At 46.3% G+C, this 24836-nt stretch carries 25 protein-coding genes, 1 tRNA gene, 1 other RNA gene and 1 pseudogene; 19 read left to right on the plus strand and 9 right to left on the minus strand.

Annotated elements, in window-relative coordinates; genetic code table 11:
* Positions 1 to 9: 9 nt before the first annotated feature.
* Both F6Q11_RS02035 and rnpB read left to right on the plus strand, forming a co-directional pair.
* Entirely contained in the window at positions 10 to 915 is a 906-nt protein-coding gene (locus F6Q11_RS02035; protein WP_297026046.1) for an ATP-binding cassette domain-containing protein, read from the plus strand.
* 134 nt (positions 916 to 1049) lie between these two features.
* An RNA gene (gene rnpB, locus F6Q11_RS02040) (RNase P RNA component) lies at positions 1050 to 1344 on the plus strand.
* 13 nt (positions 1345 to 1357) lie between these two features.
* Here the strand turns inward: rnpB and F6Q11_RS02045 are convergent.
* From F6Q11_RS02045 to F6Q11_RS02060, 4 genes are read right to left on the minus strand one after another with little or no spacing between them, the layout of a single operon-like run.
* Complete coding sequence (locus tag F6Q11_RS02045) at positions 1358 to 2134, minus strand: glycosyltransferase (protein WP_297026047.1); 777 nt, start codon at positions 2132 to 2134, stop codon at positions 1358 to 1360.
* Positions 2135 to 2145: 11 nt separating this feature from the next.
* The gene (locus F6Q11_RS02050; protein WP_297026048.1) at positions 2146 to 2334 is read right to left on the minus strand and encodes a hypothetical protein; all 189 of its coding nucleotides are present in this window, start codon (positions 2332 to 2334) and stop codon (positions 2146 to 2148) included.
* Between the two features lie 41 nt (positions 2335 to 2375).
* Positions 2376 to 3350: an alpha/beta hydrolase gene (locus F6Q11_RS02055; RefSeq protein WP_297026049.1), complete on the minus strand. Its 975-nt coding sequence runs from the start codon at positions 3348 to 3350 to the stop codon at positions 2376 to 2378.
* Positions 3347 to 3688: a tRNA-binding protein gene (locus F6Q11_RS02060; protein ID WP_297026050.1), complete on the minus strand. Its 342-nt coding sequence runs from the start codon at positions 3686 to 3688 to the stop codon at positions 3347 to 3349. Before F6Q11_RS02060 ends, F6Q11_RS02055 begins: the two co-directional genes overlap by 4 nt.
* Before the next feature lie 293 nt (positions 3689 to 3981).
* On the opposite strand from F6Q11_RS02060, the gene F6Q11_RS02065 reads away from it, so the two are divergent.
* The gene (locus F6Q11_RS02065) at positions 3982 to 4104 is read left to right on the plus strand and encodes a hypothetical protein (RefSeq protein WP_297026051.1); all 123 of its coding nucleotides are present in this window, start codon (positions 3982 to 3984) and stop codon (positions 4102 to 4104) included.
* Between the two features lies 1 nt (position 4105).
* On the opposite strand, the pseudogene F6Q11_RS02070 reads toward F6Q11_RS02065, so the two are convergent.
* Positions 4106 to 6448 (minus strand): annotated as a pseudogene (locus F6Q11_RS02070) (plasma-membrane proton-efflux P-type ATPase).
* A 250-nt stretch (positions 6449 to 6698) separates the two neighbouring features.
* Between F6Q11_RS02070 and purS the strand changes: the two are divergent.
* The 3 genes from purS to F6Q11_RS02090 all read left to right on the plus strand — a co-directional run bounded on the left by purS (position 6699) and on the right by F6Q11_RS02090 (position 9591).
* A complete protein-coding gene (gene purS / locus F6Q11_RS02080; RefSeq protein WP_297026053.1) occupies positions 6699 to 6935 on the plus strand; it encodes a phosphoribosylformylglycinamidine synthase subunit PurS in 237 nt (78 codons plus the stop codon).
* A gap of 84 nt (positions 6936 to 7019) precedes the next feature.
* Positions 7020 to 8744 (plus strand): DUF2070 family protein, encoded by a 1725-nt coding sequence (locus tag F6Q11_RS02085; RefSeq protein WP_297026054.1) that lies wholly within the window; start codon positions 7020 to 7022, stop codon positions 8742 to 8744.
* 118 nt (positions 8745 to 8862) lie between these two features.
* Positions 8863 to 9591: a DNA replication complex GINS family protein gene (locus F6Q11_RS02090; RefSeq protein ID WP_297026055.1), complete on the plus strand. Its 729-nt coding sequence runs from the start codon at positions 8863 to 8865 to the stop codon at positions 9589 to 9591.
* Here F6Q11_RS02090 and F6Q11_RS02095 read toward each other — a convergent pair.
* On the minus strand, positions 9585 to 9938 hold the full coding sequence (locus F6Q11_RS02095) for a NifB/NifX family molybdenum-iron cluster-binding protein (protein WP_297026056.1): 354 nt from the start codon (positions 9936 to 9938) through the stop codon (positions 9585 to 9587). The genes F6Q11_RS02090 and F6Q11_RS02095 overlap by 7 nt on opposite strands.
* 327 nt (positions 9939 to 10265) lie before the next feature.
* Between F6Q11_RS02095 and F6Q11_RS02100 the strand changes: the two genes are divergently transcribed.
* Positions 10266 to 10649 carry a 30S ribosomal protein S8e gene (locus F6Q11_RS02100; protein WP_297026057.1) on the plus strand — a complete coding sequence of 128 codons (384 nt, stop codon included), beginning with the start codon at positions 10266 to 10268 and terminating at the stop codon, positions 10647 to 10649.
* A gap of 1 nt (position 10650) precedes the next feature.
* Entirely contained in the window at positions 10651 to 10902 is a 252-nt protein-coding gene (locus F6Q11_RS02105) for a signal recognition particle subunit SRP19/SEC65 family protein (RefSeq protein WP_297026058.1), read from the plus strand.
* 4 nt (positions 10903 to 10906) lie between these two features.
* On the opposite strand, the gene priL is transcribed toward F6Q11_RS02105, so the two are convergent.
* The gene (gene priL / locus F6Q11_RS02110) at positions 10907 to 11890 is read right to left on the minus strand and encodes a DNA primase regulatory subunit PriL (protein WP_297026059.1); all 984 of its coding nucleotides are present in this window, start codon (positions 11888 to 11890) and stop codon (positions 10907 to 10909) included.
* Between the two features lie 35 nt (positions 11891 to 11925).
* Positions 11926 to 13008 (minus strand): aminopeptidase P family protein, encoded by a 1083-nt coding sequence (locus F6Q11_RS02115; RefSeq protein WP_297026060.1) that lies wholly within the window; start codon positions 13006 to 13008, stop codon positions 11926 to 11928.
* A gap of 126 nt (positions 13009 to 13134) precedes the next feature.
* Here F6Q11_RS02115 and radB point away from each other — a divergent pair, with 126 nt between their 5' ends.
* The 11 genes from radB (at position 13135) to F6Q11_RS02170 (ending at position 24062) form a co-directional block, all read left to right on the plus strand.
* Positions 13135 to 13824, plus strand: coding sequence for a DNA repair and recombination protein RadB (gene radB / locus F6Q11_RS02120; protein ID WP_297026061.1), 690 nt, complete (start codon positions 13135 to 13137; stop codon positions 13822 to 13824).
* A 3-nt stretch (positions 13825 to 13827) separates the two neighbouring features.
* Positions 13828 to 14838 (plus strand): flap endonuclease-1, encoded by a 1011-nt coding sequence (fen, locus tag F6Q11_RS02125; protein ID WP_297026062.1) that lies wholly within the window; start codon positions 13828 to 13830, stop codon positions 14836 to 14838.
* A gap of 73 nt (positions 14839 to 14911) precedes the next feature.
* Positions 14912 to 16156, plus strand: coding sequence for an MFS transporter (locus F6Q11_RS02130; protein WP_394349632.1), 1245 nt, complete (start codon positions 14912 to 14914; stop codon positions 16154 to 16156).
* Between the two features lie 110 nt (positions 16157 to 16266).
* On the plus strand, positions 16267 to 16782 hold the full coding sequence (locus F6Q11_RS02135) for a 30S ribosomal protein S13 (RefSeq protein WP_297026064.1): 516 nt from the start codon (positions 16267 to 16269) through the stop codon (positions 16780 to 16782).
* Positions 16783 to 16792: 10 nt separating this feature from the next.
* Complete coding sequence (locus tag F6Q11_RS02140; protein ID WP_297026065.1) at positions 16793 to 17392, plus strand: 30S ribosomal protein S4; 600 nt, start codon at positions 16793 to 16795, stop codon at positions 17390 to 17392.
* Positions 17385 to 17768: a 30S ribosomal protein S11 gene (locus tag F6Q11_RS02145; RefSeq protein ID WP_048162364.1), complete on the plus strand. Its 384-nt coding sequence runs from the start codon at positions 17385 to 17387 to the stop codon at positions 17766 to 17768. Before F6Q11_RS02140 ends, F6Q11_RS02145 begins: the two co-directional genes overlap by 8 nt.
* Positions 17769 to 18584: a DNA-directed RNA polymerase subunit D gene (locus F6Q11_RS02150; RefSeq protein WP_297026066.1), complete on the plus strand. Its 816-nt coding sequence runs from the start codon at positions 17769 to 17771 to the stop codon at positions 18582 to 18584.
* Between the two features lie 89 nt (positions 18585 to 18673).
* Positions 18674 to 18746 (plus strand) — tRNA-Gly (locus F6Q11_RS02155).
* A 407-nt stretch (positions 18747 to 19153) separates the two neighbouring features.
* Entirely contained in the window at positions 19154 to 20902 is a 1749-nt protein-coding gene (locus F6Q11_RS02160) for an MFS transporter (RefSeq protein WP_297026067.1), read from the plus strand.
* Positions 20903 to 20985: 83 nt separating this feature from the next.
* Complete coding sequence (locus tag F6Q11_RS02165) at positions 20986 to 22185, plus strand: molybdopterin molybdotransferase MoeA (RefSeq protein ID WP_297026068.1); 1200 nt, start codon at positions 20986 to 20988, stop codon at positions 22183 to 22185.
* Positions 22176 to 24062, plus strand: coding sequence for a molybdopterin biosynthesis protein (locus F6Q11_RS02170; protein ID WP_297026069.1), 1887 nt, complete (start codon positions 22176 to 22178; stop codon positions 24060 to 24062). The genes F6Q11_RS02165 and F6Q11_RS02170 overlap by 10 nt, the downstream gene beginning before the upstream one ends.
* 31 nt (positions 24063 to 24093) lie before the next feature.
* Here the strand turns inward: F6Q11_RS02170 and F6Q11_RS02175 are convergent, their stop codons facing one another.
* The gene (locus F6Q11_RS02175) at positions 24094 to 24774 is read right to left on the minus strand and encodes a hypothetical protein (RefSeq protein WP_297026070.1); all 681 of its coding nucleotides are present in this window, start codon (positions 24772 to 24774) and stop codon (positions 24094 to 24096) included.
* Positions 24775 to 24836: the final 62 nt, after the last annotated feature.

Raw genomic sequence — 24836 nt, forward strand, 5'->3', positions numbered from 1 at the left:
GCCATTGGGATGATGGAGATCAAAAATCTGCATGCAAAACTTGGCAAATTTGAACTTTCGGTGGATCATTACAGAACATCTGGAAGGAAAAATTTCATAATGGGTGAGAATGGAGCAGGCAAATCATCTTTTTTAAAGGCGTTATCAGGAATAATAGATTCTACCGGCGAAATAATTCTGGACGGCGAACACGTAGAGAACCTGCCCCCATGGAAGAGGAGGATAACATATATACCGCAGAATCTATTACTTTTTCCCCAGTACAACGTCAGGCAGAACCTTGCGATCTCCATACGCTATGGGCATGGGGACTATGAAATATACAGGGAAGTTATCGATCTGATGCATCTTGGCGATCTTCTGCAGAAGAACATCTGGGAGCTCTCAGGCGGTCAGCAGCAGAGAGTTGCTGTCGCACGGGCAGTCATATCCAGACCAAGGATACTTCTGATGGACGAACCATTCTCAATGCAGGATGAACGTTCAAGGATGTCTCTAATAATGAGCGTGGCCGATCTCCTTGATCGCTACGGCATCGATTTCATATATGTTACGCATAATTATAGGGATCTTGAACTCGGCTTCGACCAGCTCTCCATCATGTCGTCAGGAAAGATAATAGAATCTGTGGAGAGCGTGGATGATCTGCGGTACTATGAGAGTATATCGCTGATGGACTTCCGGAACATAGTCCGCATAGATGGCAGATATTTCAGGTTGAATGATGATTCCATAATACCATCAGATTCCGGATATCCGGCGAAATGCACGATATCTGGTGATCGGTATCTATGCTCAGTGAGGATCGGAGACGAGAACTTCTTCATCACATCCAGGACTTCTTCAAGCTACTTCAGATTTGATCTGTCCTCTGCAAGGGAGATAACGGTTGCAGGACAGAATAATGAGAAATAATTGTTCCACAGGTGTGTATCCATGCGGCAGGGTATCTGGATGCATCCTCATGATCAATGGCCTATGATATGCGTAAAGATCCCCAACATTTCTATAACCCCAACATATATCTGAATGCTGGAAACAGCAGGCGGGAAAGCGCGAGGGCAGCTGACGCCCTTGAGGTGAGGAAAGTCCCCCCTCCCCGGCGGTTTCCGACTGGCGCAAGCCAGTATCCTGAGAGGGATGGTAAAGGCAAAAGAAATAAACGGTCTCCGGTCAAGAATGATTCCGGAGGGATGACGTTTCCGGAGGATCCGATGGGAAGCCTCCCCGGATGGAGAAAGTCTAAACGGATCCTGTGAGCCCGCCGCGAGGATCGGGTAAGACGAACAGTCGAATGCTGCCAGCCCTGAGGGGTGAACAGAAGGGGGCTTACTCCGCGGATTCCCGCCTTTATGATCTAGTTCTTCTTTCTGTCTTCCCTGTAGTCTATCCTGGCAGAGAGGTATCCTGCACCGCCAGAGACCATGTGGAGAAAATCAAAGAGGTTGTGGCCGATCCTGATATTTGTATTTTTTGTTATGCCAGGATGCTTCAGCTCCAGCTGGTACCTTCCATAGCCATTCCAGTATGCCTGCCTGAGGAATGAGATCAGGTTATCCCTGACCTTGGCGTATACTAGGCATGACCCGCATACTGTGAATTTGAATCCAGCCTGAACGGCTCTTATGTTAAGATCTATATCTTCTGCAGTAACAAATTTCGGATCGAAGCCACCGATTTGCAGAAAGCTATCTTTCCTGTACCCGAGGTTGACAGATGGTGCGGTGACCTCAACGTCTCCAAGAAATATCTTGACACGCTCCTGCATGTACCTCTTCTTTCCAGTGTATGCTGTATTACCAATCACCACATCGTTTCCATCAACGAGTGCATTCACCATTCCTGAAATCCAGTGTTCTGAAACCCTGGCATCACCGTCTGTGAACAAAATGTGATCGTACCTTGCTAGGCTTACTCCTATGTTCCTACCCTCCCCCCTTGAACAGGAGACTCTCCTGTAGACTGTGAACCCATAGCTTTTAACAATATCCTCGGTTTCATCGGTGCTCATATCGTCGACCACTATCGTTTCCATGTTGCTGAAATCGTTCTTCTCGATACTGTCGAGGAGATCTCCGATGTTCTTACCCTCATTTCTGACTGTGACGACGATCGATGCACCGATTTCGGTCATATCAAATCCTATCAGACCCAGTCGGCTCGGTCGATCTTCCTATCCTCCTTTGTCTTCTTCTTATATTCCTTGTAATGCTCCTTGCACAGGTGCACCTTTGTCTTGTCCGTTGTCAGCGAGAACACCTTCTTTGCTAGTTCTGCTGGAACCGTCTTGAAGCTTGGGTTGCTGCAGCCTGAAACCTCACACGTCTTTTCCATTCTTTTGCAATGTGTTGTCTGGTTATTAAGCTTTTTTCCGTTCACTGTTCTATGAGTTCGATCAGAAGTGGGATGGATTTCAGGTAAAAATAGTCTATACCGAAATGCCCACTGTCGTATACTTCGTAGAAGTGCACTATATTCTCCTGCTCAAGTTTTCTGTGCATTATACCGATACCGATATCGGTATGGAATTCGTCCTTTCCACCTACCTGCAGAAATATGGCCATATCTCTGAGTATATCCATGTAATCCTCTACGTTCCTCGCCGGATCGAATTTCGTCCATCTGGACCATATGGATTCTATCATCTCTCCGGTGTCCACATCGAAAGGTAATCCTATGCCCATCGGAGCGCTGGGATCTGGGCTGTAAAAAGCAGACATGGCGACTATATTTGCAACCTTTATATCCTGGGTCTGCAGCGATAATTTCCTATGCACTTCCTCATACCAGTGATAGAGTCCCTGCTTATGGATCTCCTTATAGCTATCAGGAAAGTCTGGGATATACACGTATTCGAATGCAGAATCGCCTGAAACATCTATAAAACCGGAAAAAAGATCAGGGTGCCTCACTGCTAATGTGTAGGAACCGAAGCCTCCAGAAGATTTTCCGAAGATACCTACAGGTCTCTCCCCAAACCTCTGCCTCACGAATTCCATGACATCCTTCGTTATATAATCCTCGTAATTTCCAACTGCGCTTGAATTCAGATACTGGTTCCCGTACAGACCGGTCATGACGTCTGGGAGGACTATTATGAAACCGAGATCCGATCGCTTTTCATCTATCTCCTTGAGCGCGGCGAGGAAGTCCATGCTTGTGTATGATCTGTTGAGAAAACTCCTGCCTGATCCTGTGAATCCGGCCAGGCCTATCAGAACAGGCGATTTTTCATGGGCATTGATCTCTATTATACTGACATCCCTGATAAGGGGATCACCCAGCGGATTCCCGTTTAGGCTTTCCGCATTGATCTTGTTTTCAGTTATGTTTATCAACTTACCCCTCATGCGATGTGATCCCCAGGACTGGAGAGAGAATCAGCCTGGATCAGGCGCACACCACTGTTGGTTATGGCGCCCAGCACGAGCACTTCCGAAATGAAATTCGCAACCTGCTTCGGTGGAAAATTAACAACCGCGATTATATTCATTCCAAGGAGTTCTTCCTTCCTATAGTTTGTGATCTGGGCCGAGGAATTCTTATATCCAATATCTTCTCCGAAGTAAATGCGTAGCTTATAAGCAGGTTTCTTGGCTTCAGGGAAGTCCTGAACATCTATTATCCTACCTACCCGCATATCGACCTTCGAAAAGGTGCCATAATCTATCGCTTCCTTTGGTTTCATGCTGTATTCATCTCCATCATCTAATATCAAGGTGATTCGATTCACCGCAACACGGAGTGAACGTTTCAAATCATTTTTTAAAGATAATAAATGACTCCATTAATATTTTTCACATCGATCTTTCTAAACTGTCAATTCGCTTTGGAACCGAACGAATTATAGGGATTTTAGAGGTTTGATGGAAGCTATAAACTCTCCTTCGGACTTGAGATGCACGGGTCTCCGCCAATAAAAGAGTTTATGAACAATCTTTCCGTATTTTTTGGTATTCTCCACGATAACCAGGTGGTGTGATGCATGAAAGCACCGTTGTGGAATCTATGCCTGTGGAGATCGTATCTGCGGTGTATTGCATATGCCAATACAGGCAGAGTCTCTTCGCTGAAAGGAAGGTCCGATACATAGCTGAGGTGTAGCTCACAGGCCATATATACGGAACACATAGTTTTTGATGGTATCAACGAAAGCCATCCATGCGAAGGTAAAGCCCAGAACCATCAGCACGGAATATGCAGGTATACCAGTGACAAGTATTCCAAGAGCCGATATCAGGCTTATTCCGACTATATCGCCTACTATTGATACAAGAAGATAGTGTGATGGTCTTGAGTGCCAGAAGCGCCTCCTCTCGCGTACCATGAAAACGTTGAAGAGCCCGCTAAATACCAGCATATCAAATATCAGTGTGTGTATCATGTCCCTTGAGAAGTGCAAGTAAATGCCTAGATACAGTATTATGAACCCTTCTACGACGAGAAGAGCTGCTATCAGACTGGAGGTGACAACGAGCGCTTTCACGTTCCATTTCTCAGGTTTATTTGAGTATCTCACGTTATCCGTTGCTATGGACATCGTCACAAAATCGTTGGCAAATAGCAGGAGTATGATGTCGAATGGAGTGGTGACGAAGTAACGAACTGCGAAGAAGGATGCCGTGAGGAATATGACAACCTGGATCGTCTTCACTATCTTGTTCAGAGTGTATGTCAGCATCCTCTGGAATATCTTACGGCCTTCCTTCACCGCTTCCACTATATCCGATATTCCCTCATGGGTGAGCACTATACTTGCAGAGGCTTTTGCTATGTCCGTGGCGTTGCTCACAGCAATCCCAACCTCAGCCTGCTTCAGAGCAGGTGCATCGTTGACGCCATCGCCGGTCATTCCTGTAACGTGGCCAGCCTGCTGCAGAGCCTTGACTATGCTGAACTTGTCTTCCGGAAAAACCTCAGCGTATATGGCGCATTCCTCTGAAAATTTCTGATCCCTGTTGACACTGCATGCCTTCCCTTCAATACCCACCTGCCTTGCTATCTCTTCAGCTATCGGCGCGTTATCTCCAGTAACCATTTTCACGGATACGCCGAGATTCTTGAGATCAGATATGAGCTGCCTGGAATCATCCCTTGGCGGATCGTAGAGCGGTATCAGGCCTACCAAATGCATCTTGTCTTCGCCTGCACCAACAGCTATGACACGGTACCCCCTCTTTGCCAGTTCAGTGACCCTGTCCATTATCTCCTCATACCTCACACCGCAGATTTCGCTTATTATCTGTGGTGCACCCTTGGCCACCTTCATTGTTCTACCGTTGATGCTGATGGTGGCCTCCGTCCTCTTCGTGGAAGGGTCAAAGGGTACAAAACTGGATCTTAGGGATAGATCTGGCATCAAATTCCTGCTCCTGGCTAATTCAAGAACTGCCTTGTCTATGGGATCATCACTCTGGACCTCTGAGGCGTATGCCGCGTACTTTATCAGTTCCTCCTGCGTGGCCTTAAGCGCTATTGGATCGGACACTGTGAGATGGTTTTTTGTAATGGTTCCCGTTTTGTCTGAGCAGAGAACGTCCATGGAAGCTGCATCCTCAATGGCACTGAGCCTGGTCACCAGTGCCCCTTTCTTTGATATATCGAGAGCACCATAGGCCATGGCTATTGTGAAGGTTGCTGGCAAGGCCACTGGTATTGAGGCGATGAGAAGGACAAGTATGAACGGTATTATGTTCGGAATTGGTATATGGATGAAATATGAATACACTGCGGTTATCATCACAAGCAGAACGTCGAGTATTATCAGATCCCTTACTATGCTGAATATAAGCGATTCAATGTGCGATTTAGAACCGGCAGATTGAACAAGCGTGGTGGTTTTGCCAAAATAGGTCGCAGATCTGGTCTTATAGACTATGGCAAGGGCTTCGCCACGCTTCACTATGGAACCAGAATAGGCAATATCCTGTTTTTCCTTGGTAACTGTAACACTTTCGCCAGTAAGCGCAGATTCATCTATTTCCAGGCTTCCAGATATGATCACGGAATCCGCTGGAACTACGTCCCCCAAGCGTATATCTATTACATCACCAGGTACAAGAACACGAGCTTCGACTTGTTTCCATTCATTGGATCTCAGAACGCGTGCCCTGACGCTGAGTTTCTGTTTTAGCAGTTCTACCGCATTTTCAGCCTTGGATTCCTGAAAGAAGCTGACAATCGCATTGAAGACAAGCAGAAATGCTATTATGTACGTATCCAGCAGCTTATCTAGAACGATCGTGATCACTATTGTTGCTTCAAGCATCCATGGAACAGGGGCCCAGAATTTCCTGAGGAATTTAATGACGGGATTTTCCTTCTTCTCCTGAATTTCATTGTATCAGTACTGTGATAATCTCCTCTGGGCTTCATCCTCGGAAAGCCCTGATTCATTTGTATTTAATTCCTTCAGGATCTGATCGATGTCGACCTTCTGGGACGCCATATTCTCTAAATAGCATCATCGTATTTAGAGAAATTTGGATTTAATTGCTATTTATTTTGAATAAGTGGATCTGCCGGGTCTGCATATGAAACATAATTGTATCTCAGGTATAATGGTTGATGGCAAGGATATTCAAAAGATCCTGTAAGATCACAAAGGGATGGATCATGGGAGACACGGAGACCACATTGAATGATCTTCATCTTTTCATACACAGTTAACATATTTAACGGAGATTGTATACTCCATCATGAGATTTCGCGTCGAGATCAAGTACAAGGATGGTGTCGAGGATCCTGAGGCCGTTACGATTCTCAAGAATTTCGGTATACTTGGATACAGGAGTATAAAAAATGTGAGAACATCAAAGGTTTACTACATAGATGCTGACGATGAGGAGGATGTCAAACAGGTAACGAACAAGATACTTGCAAACCCAGTGATACAAACTTATACCATCGAGAAGGTGGATGGGTCAAATTTTTAAATCGTGAAAAGTTTAATGAAATAAATTTTTCCCGCAAATTTCAACATAACGCATAAAAAAGAAATACTTCTCTATATTACTGATGTGTTGTTCGAAAAAAAACAGAGATCCATAGATGATCTGTCAACATTCGTGAGAAAATCAATATCTCCTAAGTACTTCGTGGCTCCGCTGATAGCCATAGGATTAATAGATTATTATTTCATAAGAGATATAGCCACGACCCTTCTGATAGTTCCAGGAACATTCTTCATATCGATACTTCTTGATCTCCTCTTCACCAAGATCTCTAAGATAGTGTTCCCTGTTAAGAGGAGCGTATACCTTAATTTTGTCTCACTTGTTATATGGAACATATTCTTCTGGATACTCATACTCACACACGCCTTCAGATCCTACGATTCTTCACTGTTGCTTGCCATATCATCCACAACCCTGTTCAGGTTTCTGATATTCTACGTCTTCTATCCAGCAGACGGCATCAGGGAGATCATCCCAGCGATGAACTATGTATATTCCATGCTCATAATTTTCATACTGATATTCAGGTCCCAGTATGTGCTCATATTACCGTTCGTGATATCGTCCCTCGTATATGCGCTGGCCGCATACTTCCTCGTAAGAAGATCCACGGCCAAGTTCGTGAAGAAATATAAGTCATCGCCATCAAAGATACTGGAATTCTTCCTCAACTCTGGAAAGAGGTTGGAGTCCAATATCTCTGTGAAGCATTTCTTCGATAGAATCTATAGCCATGAGCGCAAAATACCGGTCAAGATTATAGAAGTCAGGAGAATGGATGGCAGCATAAAGGCTAGCATGATCTTTCCGTACATCCATCCAGGTCCATTCGGAACGCTGGGCAGCAGCAACTTACCAGAGCGTTTGAGCAACCGTTTGCCAGAACTAGGAGATCTGATGGTATTCCATACAACAACAAGCAACGATAACAACTGCAGGGGCGATCAGGATATAGACAATATAGCTCAGGCCATACGATCTGCTCACGAAAAGCTGGTCTTCACAGACAAGATGGCCAGGCCAAGGAAGGTAGCCGCAGGAAAATTTGTTATCTTTGTGGAGAGGTTTGGAAATTTCGGATTTGGAGCCATAGTGCCTGAGAAAACCGCGTTCGATGATGTTGCGCTTGAAGAGGGCCTTAAGATAATAGCCCACATGAAGAAGACTGGTGCCCATGACTTTGCCGTGATAGACGCCCAGAACAACTTCAGAAAGAAGGCACCAGAGCTTAAGAATGCCTCCGCCACGATAAAGGCATTTGAGAGAGAGTTCCTGAGAGATGAACCGAAATTTGAGGCCAGGATAGGGTATGCCAGAGTCTACGAGGATATACCAGGTCTTGCATCCATGGGTATACAGACGGCCGTTTTTCAGACGGGCGACAGATATGATGCCGTCGTACTTACAGATTCCAACAATATAACAACAGATCTTATTGAGAAAGTCAGGTCCAAACTATCGGGATTGGTTGCAAGCGTTGAGATATACACGACAGATAATCACTATGTAAATGCTAGCGTCCTCGACGTATTCCCGCTGGGGTCAAGAGGTAATGTGGACAGGATAGCAGATATTATAGCTCAGACCGTGGTCAAAGCAAAAGGTGACGTTGAGCCCGTAAAGATAGGTATGGGTACGGATTATGCCAAGGTTAAGATGGGGGAGAAGAACAATTTCCAGACGCTCATATCAACGGTATTTTCTGCGGTACGTACGGCGAAGTTCACTGCAATATACACCATACCCACATCCATAGCAACGACTTTTCTCATATTCAGATTCATCTAAAACATTAGATCTTCGATTTATGAATCGCATATGCCAAGTGGGCTTAAGCCATTATTGTCAACAATGCCAATGGAAAATCAAATTAGTATAAACTGCATATAAGAATGACTGGGAATTAATGAAACCTGCTGATATAGACAAGCTTATTTCGGACATACGTACTGCCATATATGCTGAGCAGAGCCACCGTAAGATCATAGACATCGATCCTGATATATATCGGAGGGTACGTGCAGCTCTGTCCGATCTGCAGGCGGAAGCTTCAGAATATTTCCAGAAGCAGGATATAGAGAATTATCTTACAGTCAACAATCGCATTCAGACCATCAAGAGGGATTTCAGAAGCCTGTTTCAGAGAAGGTTTGAAAAGATAGTGGCAAAAGCCATCTACGATATAAGTGGAGAAACCCTTTCTCTGCTGACAGATGAGGAAAAGGAGTTTATAGAGAAAATACACAACATCATAACGGAGGAGTTCGAGAGCTTCATACCGAAGCGTGAAGAGAAAAAAGAGGAGAAGGTAGAGGCGCAGTCACTGCCTGAAAAAGAATCGCTGCCGACAACTGCGGTTGAATCTCCCCCTGCCACTGTTCAGGCCGTGGAGGAAGAGATGCACGCGGCTCCGGTTGAGAGTGAGTCGCAGGCCGTTGCAGCCCCAGACGAAAAGAATAGGAAAAATGATAACAGATATGTTCTAGTGATGATCCTTGAAGATCTTCCACCCATCGCACAGCCAGATAGGAATTACTTCCTTCACGGAAATGATCTTGTGTATCTTCCATCCGATCTGGCCAGCATTCTGGTGAAAAGGAAGGTGGCACTGATCCTTGAATCTCAGAATCAGTGATCATGGCCATGATCGTGGGTCGGTGCCGTCGCCGGGCCGATCTTGCCGTCCAATATGAGCTTCAAGGCATCAGTAACCGGTATCTCAGGTACGATGAATACATCCATTCGGCCCTTCAGATAGTTGAAGCCTGGAGATCCAATCTCGCTGAGAACGACTGCGTTTGCTCCATGTTCCAGTGCAGATTTTAACATGAAGACTCCGCGTGCTGTTGTCGCATCCATGGCCGGGTTGCTGTATTTCTCCACGAGCTTGATATTTCCGCCATCAGACTCATATATATGTATCTCTTCAGATTCACCCGGGCCGTTAACTTTTCCATCTGAAACTGCAACTGCGAATTTCATAGATAGGTATGTCACTTAGCTATATAAAGATAATCGATATTCCGATATCTTCCTTGAATTGCAGGAGAACCAATATGGGGAGTAGAAAAAGACGGAGCATTCCTCAGCCATGGTATAATCCTAGATTCATTGAGGATCGGAAAAGTTGATAAAGTGATATACAATAAGCCCTTACCGATAATTTGATCGGCAGATCCTTTCGATAGCCGCATGTCTGGGTAGATGAATATAAAAGGTCTGTGGGCTCATTCCATATGTGGAATGTCGATGGCATTTCGGCTTTCAGCATGAATCTGCTGATCATTGGATAACGAGAAAGGTGGATATATGACGATATTTCAGGGTAAATCTGGCAAGAAACCAACTGGCGGAAGCCTGAAGCAGTCTCGAAAGAAGAGGAGATTCGAGCTGGGCAGAGAGCCGACATTAACCAAGCTGGGCACGAAGACAGAGCGTAAGGTAATTCGCACAATGGGTGGGAATAGCAAGGTGATCCTGTTCACAGCGGAGACTGCAAACGTTTATGATGCAAATGAAAAGAAGATAAAGAAGGTCAAGATCATAACGGTCAAGGCCAACCCTGCCAACAGCCATTACGTCCAGAGGAACATAATAAACAAGGGAACAGTCATAGCAACAGAGATAGGTGAAGCTGTCGTTACCTCCAGGCCAGGGCAGGATGGTGTCGTCAATGCAAAGCTTCTGAAGTAAAATGAGGTGCACACTCTACCTTCAGTATTTTTCAAAGGATATACCCAGATCAAAGGGCAGGCGCCTTTCTAGGAGTGTTCTGGCAAATTTTTCCGAGGAAAGGCTTCGCCGGATACTGGAAGAGGCTGGTATATCTTACGAGGTCAGGGATTGCTATTATCCCAGGATCCCATGGCAGAAGACGAAGATGTATGTACTTGATTCAAATCTGAAGAAAACCTCGATACTGAAACTTATAGAGAAGAAGCTCTGAGGCGTTATCTGATTTTTCTGTTTCTTCTTTTGACCTCATAATAGGTCAGAGGATGCTTCATCCATTCCCTGTGGCATAGTGGATCATCATCCATATAGCATAGGTGGTTCGATCTCATTGTTTCGCATTTCGGAGGGGTATATTCTGTTCCGGATATCTCGCCTGAAATATGTTTTATCTGATATCTTGTTATATTCTCATCGAAATCAGGGGCATTCCTGAAATAAGAGACGATCTCGTCTTCGGAATAACCTGCCTTGTGAAGAAAGCTTGCGAGGGCTAGCCTCCCCATATGTGAAACATTTACCCCGCTCTCAAGATTTTTGATTATCTCATTAATGCATGGTGGGAACATGCTGGCATCCCCCTTTCCCATGGATGCCCCGCTCCCATGGGCTTTCCTGTAGGCCTCCTTTATCCTCTCTAGGTCATCTGAAACCGGTCTTAGAAGAGTTACAGCATCTTCTTTGCGGATCTGATCCATTACGCCGAACAGAAATGAAACGAAGGCCTCCCTAAGGATCTTAACCATAACATCGTTCTGAACATATACGTATCCTGCCCTGACTATCTGATTGGAGAGCCTGTACCTTGATCCTGTAACCCTGCTGGCATACGTGGCGAAATCGGTCACATCGAGCCTGTAGAGATGATCCTTCTTTATCTGTTCCCCCTCCACGGATATATCTATGCCGAGTCTTCTCCCGAATTCCTCTAGGTCCTCATAGTGCTGGGCTCCGATTAGCTGCTTTTCGGCGGTATCCCTTGCCTTTATGATCGTCCTTGCCGTTATGATATTCTCATCAATCGCCACAAGGATCCAGATAATGAAGGCTAATTCTCTGTTCTCCAATGATATGTATGATTGGTCGCCACGGACTGCGCCTTCCACAAAGGCAAAAGCTGCCTTCTTAATTGAAGCGTATTCCGAATTCAGGTCTGAGCCGCTGGCCTCAGATATAGAGGCCCCAGCGATCTCCCTTATCATGTCCGAATTCAATATTTGTCTTTTGTCCGGAAATATCATGATACTTCTATTAGTTCGTATGTTGGTGCACTGGTTATCTTCTCGTATCCGTCCTTTGTGACCACCACATCATCCTCTATCCTCACACCGCCGAATCCTGGCACGTATATACCAGGCTCTACGGTGACCACCATGTTAGCCTTCAGTGGGAAGTCCATGCTTGGGGACAGCGCAGGATGATCGTGGACCTCTAGTCCAACTCCGTGTCCAAGCGAATGTATGAAACGGCCCTTATACTTTGTGGAATCGATGACGTTCCTGGCAGCTCCATCAACATCCCTGCCGTTTGCGCCGTCTTTTATGCTCCTCATTCCTGCGGCCTGCGCCTCCTTGACTATGTTGTACATTTCCCTCTGTTCTTCATTGGCCTTTCCGAACACGACTGTCCTTGTTATGTCAGAACAGTAACCCATGTAACGGGCACCGTAATCCATGAGGACAAAGTCACCCCGCTTCAGCTTTGCCTGCCCTGGAGAATAGTGGGGCATGGCAGCATTCTGGCCAAATGCGACTATGGTATCAAAAGATGGCCCTGAAGCTCCGTTCTTCATCATAAGGTAAACGATCTTGGATGCAACCTCGTATTCGGTGATACCCTCCTTCAGTCCATCCAAAACCTCTGGAAGCACCTCGCTGCCTATCTTGGCAGCCTCCTTTATCTTTTTGAGCTCCTCAGGCTGCTTTATCTTCCTCGCCTCGAGTATGCTTGCTGATACGTCCAGAAATTCCTTATCGGGGACTATCCTGAGAAGCATCTTATAGGATGCCAGTGAAAGTGACTGATAGTTCAGGCCAACAGTGTTAACATCCTTGAGAAGTTCCCTCAGTATGTTCTGGAAATCCGTGGAATTTCTGAATATTCTAACGTCCATTCCAGTCTCCTTTGCAGCCTGTTCTTCAAGTTGTGATGTAACGATAGTGGTGCCGTTCTTTCCAACTATAAGGGCAGATCCCTCAAATATTCCATTTGTTGTCTGCGTCACATAGGTGAACGTGGGATCTCTGGCGCTCTCTGATGCGTTGTATATGAGGACTGTGTCCACTTCTCTGGCGTATTCGAAAATTCTCTTTACATCCATGATGCAAGATTTTACCTGTGAATATAACTCTTTGCAATTTCATCCATATATCATATTTGCCGCGCATGGATGCGGGCAGGCTCTCATGGAAATGAAAATATACCTTATGGATATATGAATTCCATAATGGATGAGATCTCGCTGGAGCAGGGGGTCAGAAGACTGCAGACAGGCATTAACTGCATAGATGCAATGCTAAATGGGGGGCTAGAAGGCGGCATAATAACCGAGATATTCGGTGAGGGAGGATCTGGAAAGACCAACATATGCATGATCGCATCCTGTTCCGTTATGAGTCAGGGACTGAAGGTTGTATACATAGACTCGGAGGGGCTTTCTCCCGAGAGGTTTATGGCAGTCTGCCATTCGGATATTTCAAAGTTCAAGCTCTTCAGAGTCTATTCCCTGGACGATCAGGAGGTGGCGATAATGAAAGCCTCCAAGATGGCAGATAAGGATCAGAAGATCGGCATGATCGTTCTAGACTCATTTTCTGAATTCTTCAGACTGGAGCGCAGCGATGACAGACAGGCGAGGATAGTCGATTTCCAGAGGCAGCTGTCTCTCCTGTCCTCAGTGGCTGCCAAGAAAAATATACCGGTACTGATAACGAATCAGATATACCAGGATATAGACAACAGGACCCTGCAGCCATTCGGAGGGTTTCTGGTGGATCATGCGATGAAGGCAATTCTTAGGATAGAAAAGTTACCGGATGGAAGGAGGAAGATAAGCGTGACCAAGCACAGATCCATAAAGGAAGGGGTGGCTGCATTCTTCCGCATAACGGATGATGGGGTGAACTGCGAGGGGTGAAGCATGGGAACCGATATATCAGATATAGTTGTGAGCCATGAGACTTCGCTCAAGGATCAGGGTAACCAAACATTCTCAATAGATACATACAACATACTGTACCAGCTGCTCAGCAATGTCAGGCAGTATGACGGGATGCCTCTAATGGATTCTCATGGGAACGTGACTTCTCATCTCTATGGTATATTCTATCGGACGGTCAATCTTATCGAAAATAAGATAAAGCCTGTCTACGTCTTCGATGGAAAACCAAGCCCGCTCAAGAACCGTACTATTAGTGAGAGACAGCTCATGAAGGAGAAGGCCAAGGTTGAACTTGAGGAGGCCATAGAGCGGGGGGAGGAGAATCTCAGGCAGTATTACTCCCGTATAAACTACATAACACCGCAGATAGTTGATGATACTAAGAAACTGCTGGACTACATGGGTGTACCATACGTCGATGCGCCTTCAGAGGGAGAAGCTCAGGCATCGTACATGACGAAAAAGAATGTGGATGGCGTTATTTCCCAGGATTATGACTGCCTGCTCTTCGGTGCCAGGAAGGTCCTGAGGAACTTTGCCATATACGGTCGGAGGAAAGTTCCCAGGAAGAATATATATAAAACAGTGTATCCGGAATACATACTCCTGGACGAGGTTCTCTCCATTAATCAGATAAATCAGGAACAGCTCATAGGCATCGGTGTACTGGTTGGGACAGATTTCAATGAGGGAATAAAGGGTATAGGGGCAAAGAAGGCCCTTGCGCTCATAAAGAAGGAGGGGGATATACGGGCTGTTCTAAAAAGGATCGGAAAGGACATAGAAAACCTCGACGAAATAATGAACTTCTTCAGGAATCCGCCGGTCGTGGATTACGATTTCAGGTTCAACAGGCCAGATACCGAGGCAATAGAGCATTTCCTATGCGATGAACATGATTTCTCCAGGGAGAGGATAAGGGATCACCTGGAATCTCTTAAGAAGAGCTATCAGGGGACCACTCAGTTCAGGCTCGACAGCTTTGATTAATATACTGCTAATGGAATTAGAATTCACTAAATATTTATATAGATAAATGAATTACCGATAAGGAGGTGTGCAGTTGGAGGCAAATTTGAGTTTCAGCCAATCGGCAAAGATAAGATCGCTAGCGTTCACTTCCCTTGGTCACTTTACGAACGATTTCAACATACTCCTTTTCTCGGTTCTGATAACGTACTATCATTCTGATTTTGGAATAAGTCTTGCACTGCTTGGTGCAGTGGCAATAATTTACAGCATAATAAGTGGATTGCTCAGCACCCCCTTAGGCAGGTATGCAGATAAGACGCGCAGATACAGGTTTCTGCTGCTCATGGGCTTTGTGATACTCGGCATTTCGATATATCTCTTCGCGTTATCTTTCGTATCGGCGAGTATAGCTCTCCCCGTCATGATCGTAGCATCGATCCTGTTCGGTTTCGGTCAGGCGTTCTATCATCCACTGGGGAGTTCCATACTCAATCTGACGTACGGAAATTCATCTGCATCCGCACTGGGAATAAACGGTGCGTTTGGAAGCATTGGACGATCCGCTCTGCCTATAATACTCGTACCGTTGATAATTCTCGTCGGTGAGAAGTATGCACTGATCATACTCGGTACCTACATGATCCTCGCTGGCATAATAATATACGGCGGCCTGGCATTCATCAGAGAGCACGAGATCCCGCAGAGATCAAGGTCAGCCAGTTCAACTAGGAACCGCGAGATGCTTTCAAGGTATTCAAGCGTCCTTGCGGTGATCGTTGCGATGGTATTCATAAGGGCCATGTTTCTCACAGGAACCACGACATACATATCGCAGTTTGTTCTCGATCGTGTCAAATCGGAAACGATAATGAGCATAGTGCTGACCATGAGCTTCCTCACGGCTGTTGGAGGACAGCCTTACTTTGGTAGACTGACCCAGAGACATGGGGGTAAGTTCACGATCGGGATTACAACTGGCCTCTCGACGCTCTTTTTCATCATCTTCATGCTGGCCGGCACAAATCCCATATTAAACACGGTCACCTATGCACTCTATGTATTCACCGCATTCTCTGGTTTTCCCGTTCTGATGGGCTATGTGAACCAGATCGTTCCAAGGGATATATCGACAACCGCAGGCGGTATGGTCTGGGGGCTCGGCAATACTGTGGGCGGTGGAATAGGTATCGCTGTAATATCTATTCTGCTCTACTTCCATATAACTCTGGTCGAGACCATGTGGATAATGACCATATTTGGGGCAGCCTCGCTCGTGCTCTTCCCGTTCATTCCCAGCAGGAGCAGTGCCGCCAGACTGAAAGCTTCCGCTTCGTAATGGCTAACCTGGCCATTACGGATCGATTTTGGTAAGGCAACAGGAACATTCCTATGACACTGATAACGTTTATATGACGAAAAAATATATCGAACGGACAGGATGATCTAATGGCTAAGGGATCTGCAAATAATGTTAAGGTCAATGAAGAGGCCGGCAAGGGACAGCCGGAAAAAAAGGAAAATAAGGATTTCCAGTACATAGTACGTATCGCTAACAAAGATCTGAACGGAGAGCGCCTTCTGCCACTGGCACTGTCGGATCTGAAGGGTATTGGTGAGAGGCTAGGCTATGTCATAGCCGAGAGGCTTGATCTTCCCATAGACAAGAAAATAGGGGAACTGAAGGAGGATCAGCTGGAGAAACTCAGAGAGTATGTGGAAGCCAAGGAGTATGATCTTCCAGATTGGCTTCTCAATCACAGGAGAGAACCAGTAACGGGAAAAAATCTGAATCTTGTTTCAACCGATCTTGAGATCCAGGTGCAGGAGGACATCAACCTGATGAAGAAGATAAGGTCATATAAGGGAATAAGGCATGAAAAAGGTAAGAAGGTCAGAGGCCAGAGGACAAGATCCAACGGAAGGAAGGGTCTGAGCATAGGCGTAGTAAGAAAGAAGGAATGAGGTCGATAATATGGGAGATCCTAAGTTTCATCACAAGAAATATTCAACGCCTCGCCATCCATGGGAGAAGGAAAGAATCGATGAGGAAAATAAGATCGTCGTCAAGTACGGTCTGAAGAACAAGAAGGAGATATGGAGGAGCGAGGCACTGCTCTCATCGATAAGGTCGCAGGCAAGGGACCTCAGGGCCAGGCTGAGGACAAACGATGTGAATGCACAGAAGCAACTGGAGATGATGGTAAAGAGACTGAACAGGTACAAGCTGCTCAGCGAAAACGCGACGCTGGATGATGTTCTTTCCCTGACCGTGGAGAATATACTTGACAGGCGTCTTCAGACCATAGTGTTCAGAAAGAATATGGCGATCAGCGTAAGGCAGGCCAGGCAGCTCATAACGCATGGCCACATATCGGTTGCCGGTAGACGCGTTACAGTTCCTGGAATGCTTGTTGAGGCTAAGGATGAGGATTCGATATCCTATGAGGAGAATTCCCCTGTTGCTAACGAACTCCATCCAATAAGGCAGGCACTTTTGGCACCAGCCCAGCGTTCTGCCGATCTGAAGGAGGGCCAGGGCGAAGCTTCAGAGGAGGGTGAGTCAAATGAATAAGACAGGAATTGCCCATATTTATGCATCACAGAACAACACCATAATTCATGTAACAGATCCTACTGGAGCAGAAACCATAGCTATGGTTTCAGGTGGAATGGTTGTAAAGAACGACAGGGATCAGGCTAGCCCATATGCGGCAATGAAGGCGGCTGATATGGTCTCTGAAGCCCTGAAGGAGAAGGAGATAACTGATCTCATAATCAAGGTTCGAGCCCCGGGCGGAAATAAATCGAAGATACCTGGCCCAGGTGCTCAGGCAGCAATAAGGGCGCTATCCAGAGCAGGGCTCAAGATAGTTCGTATTGAGGAAGTAACTCCTATTCCCCATGATGGTACGAAGAAGAAGGGGGGAAAGAGAGGGAGAAGGGTCTGAATGGAAGTTAAAATTTTCAAACTTTCAGATAAATACATAAGATTTGAGATAGATGGTATAACACCGTCTCAGGCAAACGCACTCAGGCGTACACTCATAAACGATATCCCAAAGCTAGCCATAGAAAACGTGACTTTTCATCATGGAGAAATAAGGGATTCTGAGGGAAACGTTTACGATTCATCACTGCCGCTGTTTGATGAAATGGTTGCGCATCGTCTTGGCCTGATACCGCTGAAAACGGATCTGAGCATGAATTTCAGGGATCAGTGTTCATGCGGTGGCAAGGGCTGTTCGCTCTGCACGGTCACGTATTCAATAAACAAGCTTGGACCGTCCACAGTTCTTTCATCAGATCTCCAGGCTGTGAGCCATCCGGATCTTGTGCCGGTAGATGGTGAGATACCCATAGTGAAACTTGGAGCAAAGCAGGCCATACTCATCACCGCCGAAGCTATCCTTGGGACTGCGAAGGAACATGCCAAGTGGCAGGTCACATCAGGTGTTTCGTACAAATATCACAGGGAGTTTCACGTTTCCAAGAAGGACTTTGAGGACTGGCAGAAGTTGAAGGAAGCTTGCCCGAAATCAGTGATGGGCGAGACCGAGACAGAGATAGTATTCACAGACGATTTCGGTTGTAACGACTTGAATGTATTGTTCGAATCCGATGGCGTGAATATAGTCGAGGACGACAGCAGGTTCATATTCCAGTTTGAAACTGATGGTTCACTGACGGCAAAGGAAACGCTACTTTACGCTCTCAACCGTCTGAAGGACAGATGGGATATGCTCGTGGAGAGCCTTTCGGAGTGATCTGCAGCGGCATCGACAATTGTCTGCAGATAAAAGAATTTATATTTCTGATATTAATTCCGTAATGCCTTAGGGCGCTTGTATCTGAAGCGGGTGTGGTGTAGCCTGGCAACACGCGAGCTTGCCAAGCTCGTGCCTCGGGTTCAAATCCCGACATCCGCATCATTTTGGGGAGACAAGATTTATAGGAAATCCATGGGTTTGATGGAAGCTGTAAAACTATCCTTCGGACAAGAGATACACGGGCTTCACCATGGAAAGATTCAATAATTAATGATCATACGCAGTACCGACAAAGACAGGGTTCGTGCGGCCCAAATCAGCGCCTGTTAGCTATTTCCTCATATGAAAATAAGACAAAGGGACATTCTGATCTATTGAGAATTTCTTGAGAGAATCTTTGATGGCCTTATTCCCTATGTATTCTTAATTTCTTCTAAGTTTGTCTTTGGCCATATCCATGATCTCTACAATTTTACGGATTGATCTATGGTAAATTTCCAAATCTATTCGCAGTATATATTGTCTTTAATAACTAAACCTTTTATAACAATAACTAATATCCCGCCGTGGTTCAGTATAAGTGGATCGCACTCTCAAACACCAGCATAGGCGTTATGATGGCTTCGGTGAACAGCACTATCATAATGATATCTTTACCCGCCATTTTCAAGGGTATAGGTATCAATCCCCTGGCTCCCCAGTCGTTCGCATATCTGCTCTGGATACTGATGGGATACAACATAGTCACCGCAACATTGCTGGTGACATTCGGGAGATTATCCGATATATATGGCAGGGTGCGACTCTTCAATTATGGGTTTGCTGTTTTCACAGCCGGTTCCATACTGCTCTTTCTGACACCCGGAAGGGGTAATACAGCAGCCATTGAGCTGATAGTTTTCAGGGTGATCCAGGGTATAGGCGCTGCGTTCCTTTTCTCCAACAGCACGGCTATCTTGACAGATTCGTTCCCATACAATGAGAGGGGGAAGGCTTTGGGCATAAACCAGGTCATAGGCCTCTCAGGTTCATTTCTTGGTCTGATCCTCGGCGGAATTCTGGCTGTCATCAATTGGCGCTATGTATTTCTCGTTAGCGTTCCAATAGGTGCATTCGGAACTGCATGGAGTTTCATGAAGCTCAGAGAAACCGGAAACCTCAGGTACGACAGGATTGATATTGCTGGGAACTCATTATTCGCCGCGTCTCTCACATTGATACTGATAGCGATAACATATGGGCTGATGCCATACGGAGGTGCACCAACCGGCTGGTCTGATCCCTATGTTCTGATGGCTCTATTTGTCGGATTTGCCATGCTAGGTGCTTTCATATTCGTTGAACTCCTCGTATCAAGCCCGATGTTTAATCTTGCACTGTTCAGGATCAGGTCATTTGCGCTTGGAAATTTATCTGCACTGGCCAGTGCGATCGCACGCGGCGGTGTAATGTTCATGCTCATAATATTTCTGCAGGGCATTTGGCTTCCGATACATGGTTATTCATATTCATCTGTCCCGTTCTGGGCAGGCGTCTACATGATACCCATGACGGCGGGATTCCTGATTATGGGCCCGATAAGCGGTACGCTGTCTGACAGGTTCGGTGCCAGGGGCCTTGCGACGGCAGGAATGTCCATTGTCGCTGTGACATTTGTTCTCCTGGCTTCGCTTCCATTTAATTTCTACTATCCTGAATTTGCGGCCATGATTTTCCTCATGGGTATAGGAAACGGAATGTTTGCTGCGCCGAACACGAGCTCCATTATGAATTCCGTTCCACCAGAAGTTCGCGGGGTTTCCAGCGGCATGAGATCAACGCTACAGAATGCAGGCATGACGGTGTCCATGGGTATATTCTTCACCATAGTCATAGTGTCCCTTTCAACAAGGATGCCGTCCACGCTGTCATCTGCGCTCAGCAGCGTGGGCGCTGGCGTCCTGATACCATATCTTACGAAGCTTCCACCGACCTCTGCCCTGTTTGCGGCATTCCTCGGATATGATCCCGTGCATACCATGCTCAGTTATCTACCACCGACACTCATATCAAGCCTCAGCCACTCAACCATAGCCGCGATGGAGAGCCATACATGGTTCCCATACGCCCTGGCACCCGCTCTCATGGGATCCCTTTCGGTCTCGTTCTATATAGGTGCTATACTATCGGCCTTCGCAGCTCTGCTCTCGGCATTCCGTGGCAAGCGCTTCATCAATCCAGAGGCGATGAAGCATGCAGAATTTTCCGATGATATGGTCTTGAAATCCAAGGATTCCAGCACAAACGTTCCATTGAGCCCGGGAAAGAGGGCATAGCTCCTTATCGCTCGCGTAAAATTTTTCGGCCTGACCTGACGTTTGCTGCGATAATGTGATATCCAATAAAGCATTGCATGGATATGGAATTCAAGAGCCTTACACCCTATGACGAGGCTATCAGACTCGCATCAGGATTGAAGGTCAACATGCGCAAATCCTTAATTCCAGTTGAAAAATCTGTTGGGCATTATTGCGCGGAAGACATTAGAAGCCCCATAAGTTTCCCTGAGGCAGACAGAAGCGCAGTCGATGGTATGGCGATCAGATACGAGGACAGCCTTAGCGCTTCAAGATCGAATCCAGTACAGATCAGGCTCGTTGGAGAAGTAAGAATAGGGGATTCACCGGATTTCAGGATCAACAGAGGAGAGTGTGCCCTTGTATATACCGGATCTCCAATCCCAGAGGGTGCAAATGCGGTTATAATGAAGGAGGATGCCGCCATGGAAGGATCCATGGTGATGATTTACAGGCAGGTGAAAAAATTCCAGAATATCTCAAGAATGGGTGAGGATCTTAAGAAGGGAGACGCGATCATAAGAAAGGGCTCCAGGATCATGCCATGGCACCTGCCCGCGTTCATAGAAACAGGGTTAGATAAGATCCCAGTTATCGATGCTGAGGTTGGAATACTTTCAACTGGAACAGAGATAGTCAGCGGTGTTGTTAAGAATTCAAGTGCTCCTATGCTGGAATACATGATCTCATTGATGGGTCTGAGACACGTCTTCTATGGAAATGTCGAGGATGAGAGATCGGCCATAAGAAACAGGATCGAAGGAATGAAATCCGATATAGTGATAGTGACCGGCGGTTCTGGTCCGAGCTCCCAGGATCTCGTTCACGATATAATTGAGAGTGATGGCAGAATACTGTTCCATGGCGTACGGATGAAACCTGGAAGAACCACAGGCCTTGGGTTGATCGGGGATCGCCCAGTATTTATGATATCAGGGCTTCCCGTTGCAGCACTGATAGCATTCGAAAACATAATTGACTCGTCGATACGGTCATGGTTCGGTATGAACAGACCAAAGAGAAGCATAAAGCGTGGTTTCCTGACTAGATCGATATTCAATAACGAAAACATGAAGATGTTCGTCAGGGTGAGAATGTTCGAGGAGAATGGTAAAACCATGATAGAACCAATGCGGACAACCGGATCTGGTGTTATAAATTCAGTAATTTCTGCGGATGGATATCTCATCATAGATGAGAACAGTGAGGGATATCCTGAGGGCGCAGAGGTAGAGGTTGTTGAGATAGGTGATTGGCTTTGAAGGTATTCCACAGGCTTGTTTCGGCTGAAGACGCCAGATCGATGATATCTGGCGAGATAAGGAAGATAATGCGTGTGACTGAGGTTGGTCTGGAGGACGCGGTCGGGCTCACTGCAGCTGAAGATGTGTTCTCTCAGTATGATGTGCCGCCTTTCGACAGATCCGAGGTGGACGGTTTTGCCGTTGACCATACGGACGTCGAAGGCGCCCAGGAAGATGATCCCGTGACGATCAGGATAGTCGGAAGTATATCTCCTGGCGAAATCAGAGATGTAAGGGTGGAAAAGGGAAAAGCTGTCTACATAGCCACGGGTTCTGTCATGCCAAAGGGATCAGACGCCGTGGTGATGGTGGAAGATACAAGGCAGAGAGGGGATTACGTTGATATCTACAGATCCGTCTATCCTGGAGAGAACGTGGCTTTTGCTGGCACGGATATTTCAATGGGCGATATATTGGCTAAGGCCGGGACAGCGCTGACCCCAGAGAAGATAGGTACACTGGCTGCATCAGGAGTGGCAAAAGTCCGTGTCTTCGACAGGATACGCATAGGCATATTCTCAACCGGTAATGAGATAGTTAAGCCTGGCGCGGATCTGAAGCTTGGGCAGATTTTTGATGTGAACGGTTACTATTTTCAGACAAAGCTCAACTCCCTCGGCGGAATATCTGCCAGATTCCTCGGTTCTGTGCCTGACCGCGAGGAAGATATGATCCGCTTGATAAAAGATAACCTCGGATCATTCGATATTCTTATGGCCTCAGGGTCCACGTCCGCAGGCTTCTTTGATATGCTCTACAGAGTCATAGAGGAAGCTGGTGGAAGCATACTGTTCCATGGGATAAACATGCGGCCAGGAAAACCCACATTCTTTGGGAAGATAGGAGATAAACTTTTCATAGGAATGCCCGGATTCCCGCTTTCTTCAGCTGTCATACTGAACTATATAGTTATACCCTCGATCCGAAGGGCGATATCTGGAGAGTCGGAGAGGGCCAGAATGGTGAAGGTTCCCGTCAAGATAACACCTGAACACATGCAGGAAACGGTTTATCCCGTCATAATAACGAGAAATGGATATGCGTTTCCCATAATGGGTAATTCAGGCTCCATAAGCAGGATCAGATTCGCAGACGGACTCATATCCATACCAGGTGATCTAAAGTACGTGGATGCGGGTGAGGTCGTCAGATATTATCCATTGAACGAAAGGGAAGCCTCAGTAATATGCATTGGCAGCAGTGATCCACTCATGGACATAGTCGTGCTCGAAACAGATACAAACGCAAAGATAGTGAACATGGGATCGTGGGGTGGAGTCAACGCTATGAAGATAGGTATAGCGGACGTGTCCGGAATTCACATACTGAGAAACGGCGTTTACAACTTGTCTGTTATGGACGACAATCTTAAAGATCGTTCTCTTCTCATCAGAGGGTTCAGCAGGAACAGGGGCTTCCTGTCAAGAACTGGTATCGCATCATTCGATGAGATATTAAACAACGACCTTACTTTTGTCAACAGGAACAAGGGATCCGGTACAAGGGATCTTATCGAGGAGATGATAGGCAACAACGAGAGGATAAGAACATCGATGCGTGGTTATCTCTGGGAGTCGCCTTCTGAGGCGGGTGTGGCGCAGGCGGTAGCGCAGGGGCGTGCAGACGCCGGCATAGGACTTGAGTTCTATGCGGTGAAGCTTGGACTGCAGTATAGGCACATAAAGAAGGAGAACTACGATATCCTGATCTCAAGAGATTTCTACGGATCCAGCGCAGGGAAATCGTTCATAGAATCACTTAAGTCGCTGAGGGGTAGAGAATCTCAGTATCCAGGGTACGAGATACCAGAGAATATAGGTGAAGTGATATCATGAACCGATCGGTATACAGACAGCGATTCATACGTCATCGCAGATCGAAACTGCCGGATATTGAATAACCATCAAAAACGCTCGTGGGTCTGATCCCGAAGACTCTTAGAGATTTCGAAGTGTCCATGGAGTAATTACCCAGGTCCTCTCCACTATCATAAAGTTTGCATCCCAAGGCCGCCACATCGCAGATGCGCTTTGCAAAATCATAGGCTGTACCAAAATCTGATGCTGTATTGAATACGCCCGATATGCCCTCCTCTATGGATCTCATTATGAATGAGGAAATGTCGGTATTTCTTATGAAATTCCTGACGGTCTTCCTGGGCAGAGATATGCGCATGTTTGATCTCGCCAGGTTCAGTATATTTGTGTACAGATTCACAGAGCATAGGCCGACTATATAGCCTGCCCTGAATATAGTATCGTTGTTAATGTCCATTAGGCGCTCAGCAGCAAGGAAAAGTTTCCCCTCCTGCGTGACCGGTTCCGTGTAATAGTCTTCAGATTTGATGGAATTCGAGGGTCTGTAGACAAGATCTGATGATACGAATATGTATCTGTCCGAATTTATCAACTTTCTGGCCAATTCGATAGCAGCTATGGCAGTCTCAGGTCTGGGATTTGTTATAACCACTGCGCTGTAGCGGAATCTGCCGTGTGCCTCCATGGATCTGGAAAGTACAGCCGGGTCATTTCCGAACAGGGCATCCACCTGATTATCCTTCTCAAGGGCATATTTGACCAGATTGAATCCTGAGACTGAATTGCCATCCG

This window comes from Thermoplasma sp., from assembly GCF_008709555.1.
Taxonomy (GTDB): Archaea; Thermoplasmatota; Thermoplasmata; order Thermoplasmatales; family Thermoplasmataceae; genus Thermoplasma.

What these genes read in the sequence shown, in the direction of transcription:
- F6Q11_RS02095 (WP_297026056.1), bottom strand. Translation starts at nt 9,938, where the DNA reads ATGAAATTCGCAGTTGCAGTTTCAGATGGAAAAGTTAACGGCCCGGGT.
- F6Q11_RS02035 (WP_297026046.1), top strand. Translation starts at nt 10, where the DNA reads ATGATGGAGATCAAAAATCTGCATGCAAAACTTGGCAAATTTGAACTT.
- F6Q11_RS02150 (WP_297026066.1), top strand. Translation starts at nt 17,769, where the DNA reads ATGGAAGTTAAAATTTTCAAACTTTCAGATAAATACATAAGATTTGAG.
- F6Q11_RS02140 (WP_297026065.1), top strand. Translation starts at nt 16,793, where the DNA reads ATGGGAGATCCTAAGTTTCATCACAAGAAATATTCAACGCCTCGCCAT.
- purS (WP_297026053.1), top strand. Translation starts at nt 6,699, where the DNA reads ATGAGATTTCGCGTCGAGATCAAGTACAAGGATGGTGTCGAGGATCCT.
- F6Q11_RS02165 (WP_297026068.1), top strand. Translation starts at nt 20,986, where the DNA reads ATGGAATTCAAGAGCCTTACACCCTATGACGAGGCTATCAGACTCGCA.
- F6Q11_RS02100 (WP_297026057.1), top strand. Translation starts at nt 10,266, where the DNA reads ATGACGATATTTCAGGGTAAATCTGGCAAGAAACCAACTGGCGGAAGC.
- priL (WP_297026059.1), bottom strand. Translation starts at nt 11,890, where the DNA reads ATGATAAGGGAGATCGCTGGGGCCTCTATATCTGAGGCCAGCGGCTCA.
- F6Q11_RS02115 (WP_297026060.1), bottom strand. Translation starts at nt 13,008, where the DNA reads ATGGATGTAAAGAGAATTTTCGAATACGCCAGAGAAGTGGACACAGTC.
- F6Q11_RS02135 (WP_297026064.1), top strand. Translation starts at nt 16,267, where the DNA reads ATGGCTAAGGGATCTGCAAATAATGTTAAGGTCAATGAAGAGGCCGGC.
- F6Q11_RS02065 (WP_297026051.1), top strand. Translation starts at nt 3,982, where the DNA reads ATGCATGAAAGCACCGTTGTGGAATCTATGCCTGTGGAGATCGTATCT.
- radB (WP_297026061.1), top strand. Translation starts at nt 13,135, where the DNA reads ATGGATGAGATCTCGCTGGAGCAGGGGGTCAGAAGACTGCAGACAGGC.
- fen (WP_297026062.1), top strand. Translation starts at nt 13,828, where the DNA reads ATGGGAACCGATATATCAGATATAGTTGTGAGCCATGAGACTTCGCTC.
- F6Q11_RS02145 (WP_048162364.1), top strand. Translation starts at nt 17,385, where the DNA reads ATGAATAAGACAGGAATTGCCCATATTTATGCATCACAGAACAACACC.
- F6Q11_RS02105 (WP_297026058.1), top strand. Translation starts at nt 10,651, where the DNA reads ATGAGGTGCACACTCTACCTTCAGTATTTTTCAAAGGATATACCCAGA.
- F6Q11_RS02090 (WP_297026055.1), top strand. Translation starts at nt 8,863, where the DNA reads ATGAAACCTGCTGATATAGACAAGCTTATTTCGGACATACGTACTGCC.
- F6Q11_RS02055 (WP_297026049.1), bottom strand. Translation starts at nt 3,350, where the DNA reads ATGAGGGGTAAGTTGATAAACATAACTGAAAACAAGATCAATGCGGAA.
- F6Q11_RS02050 (WP_297026048.1), bottom strand. Translation starts at nt 2,334, where the DNA reads ATGGAAAAGACGTGTGAGGTTTCAGGCTGCAGCAACCCAAGCTTCAAG.
- F6Q11_RS02045 (WP_297026047.1), bottom strand. Translation starts at nt 2,134, where the DNA reads ATGACCGAAATCGGTGCATCGATCGTCGTCACAGTCAGAAATGAGGGT.
- F6Q11_RS02060 (WP_297026050.1), bottom strand. Translation starts at nt 3,688, where the DNA reads ATGAAACCAAAGGAAGCGATAGATTATGGCACCTTTTCGAAGGTCGAT.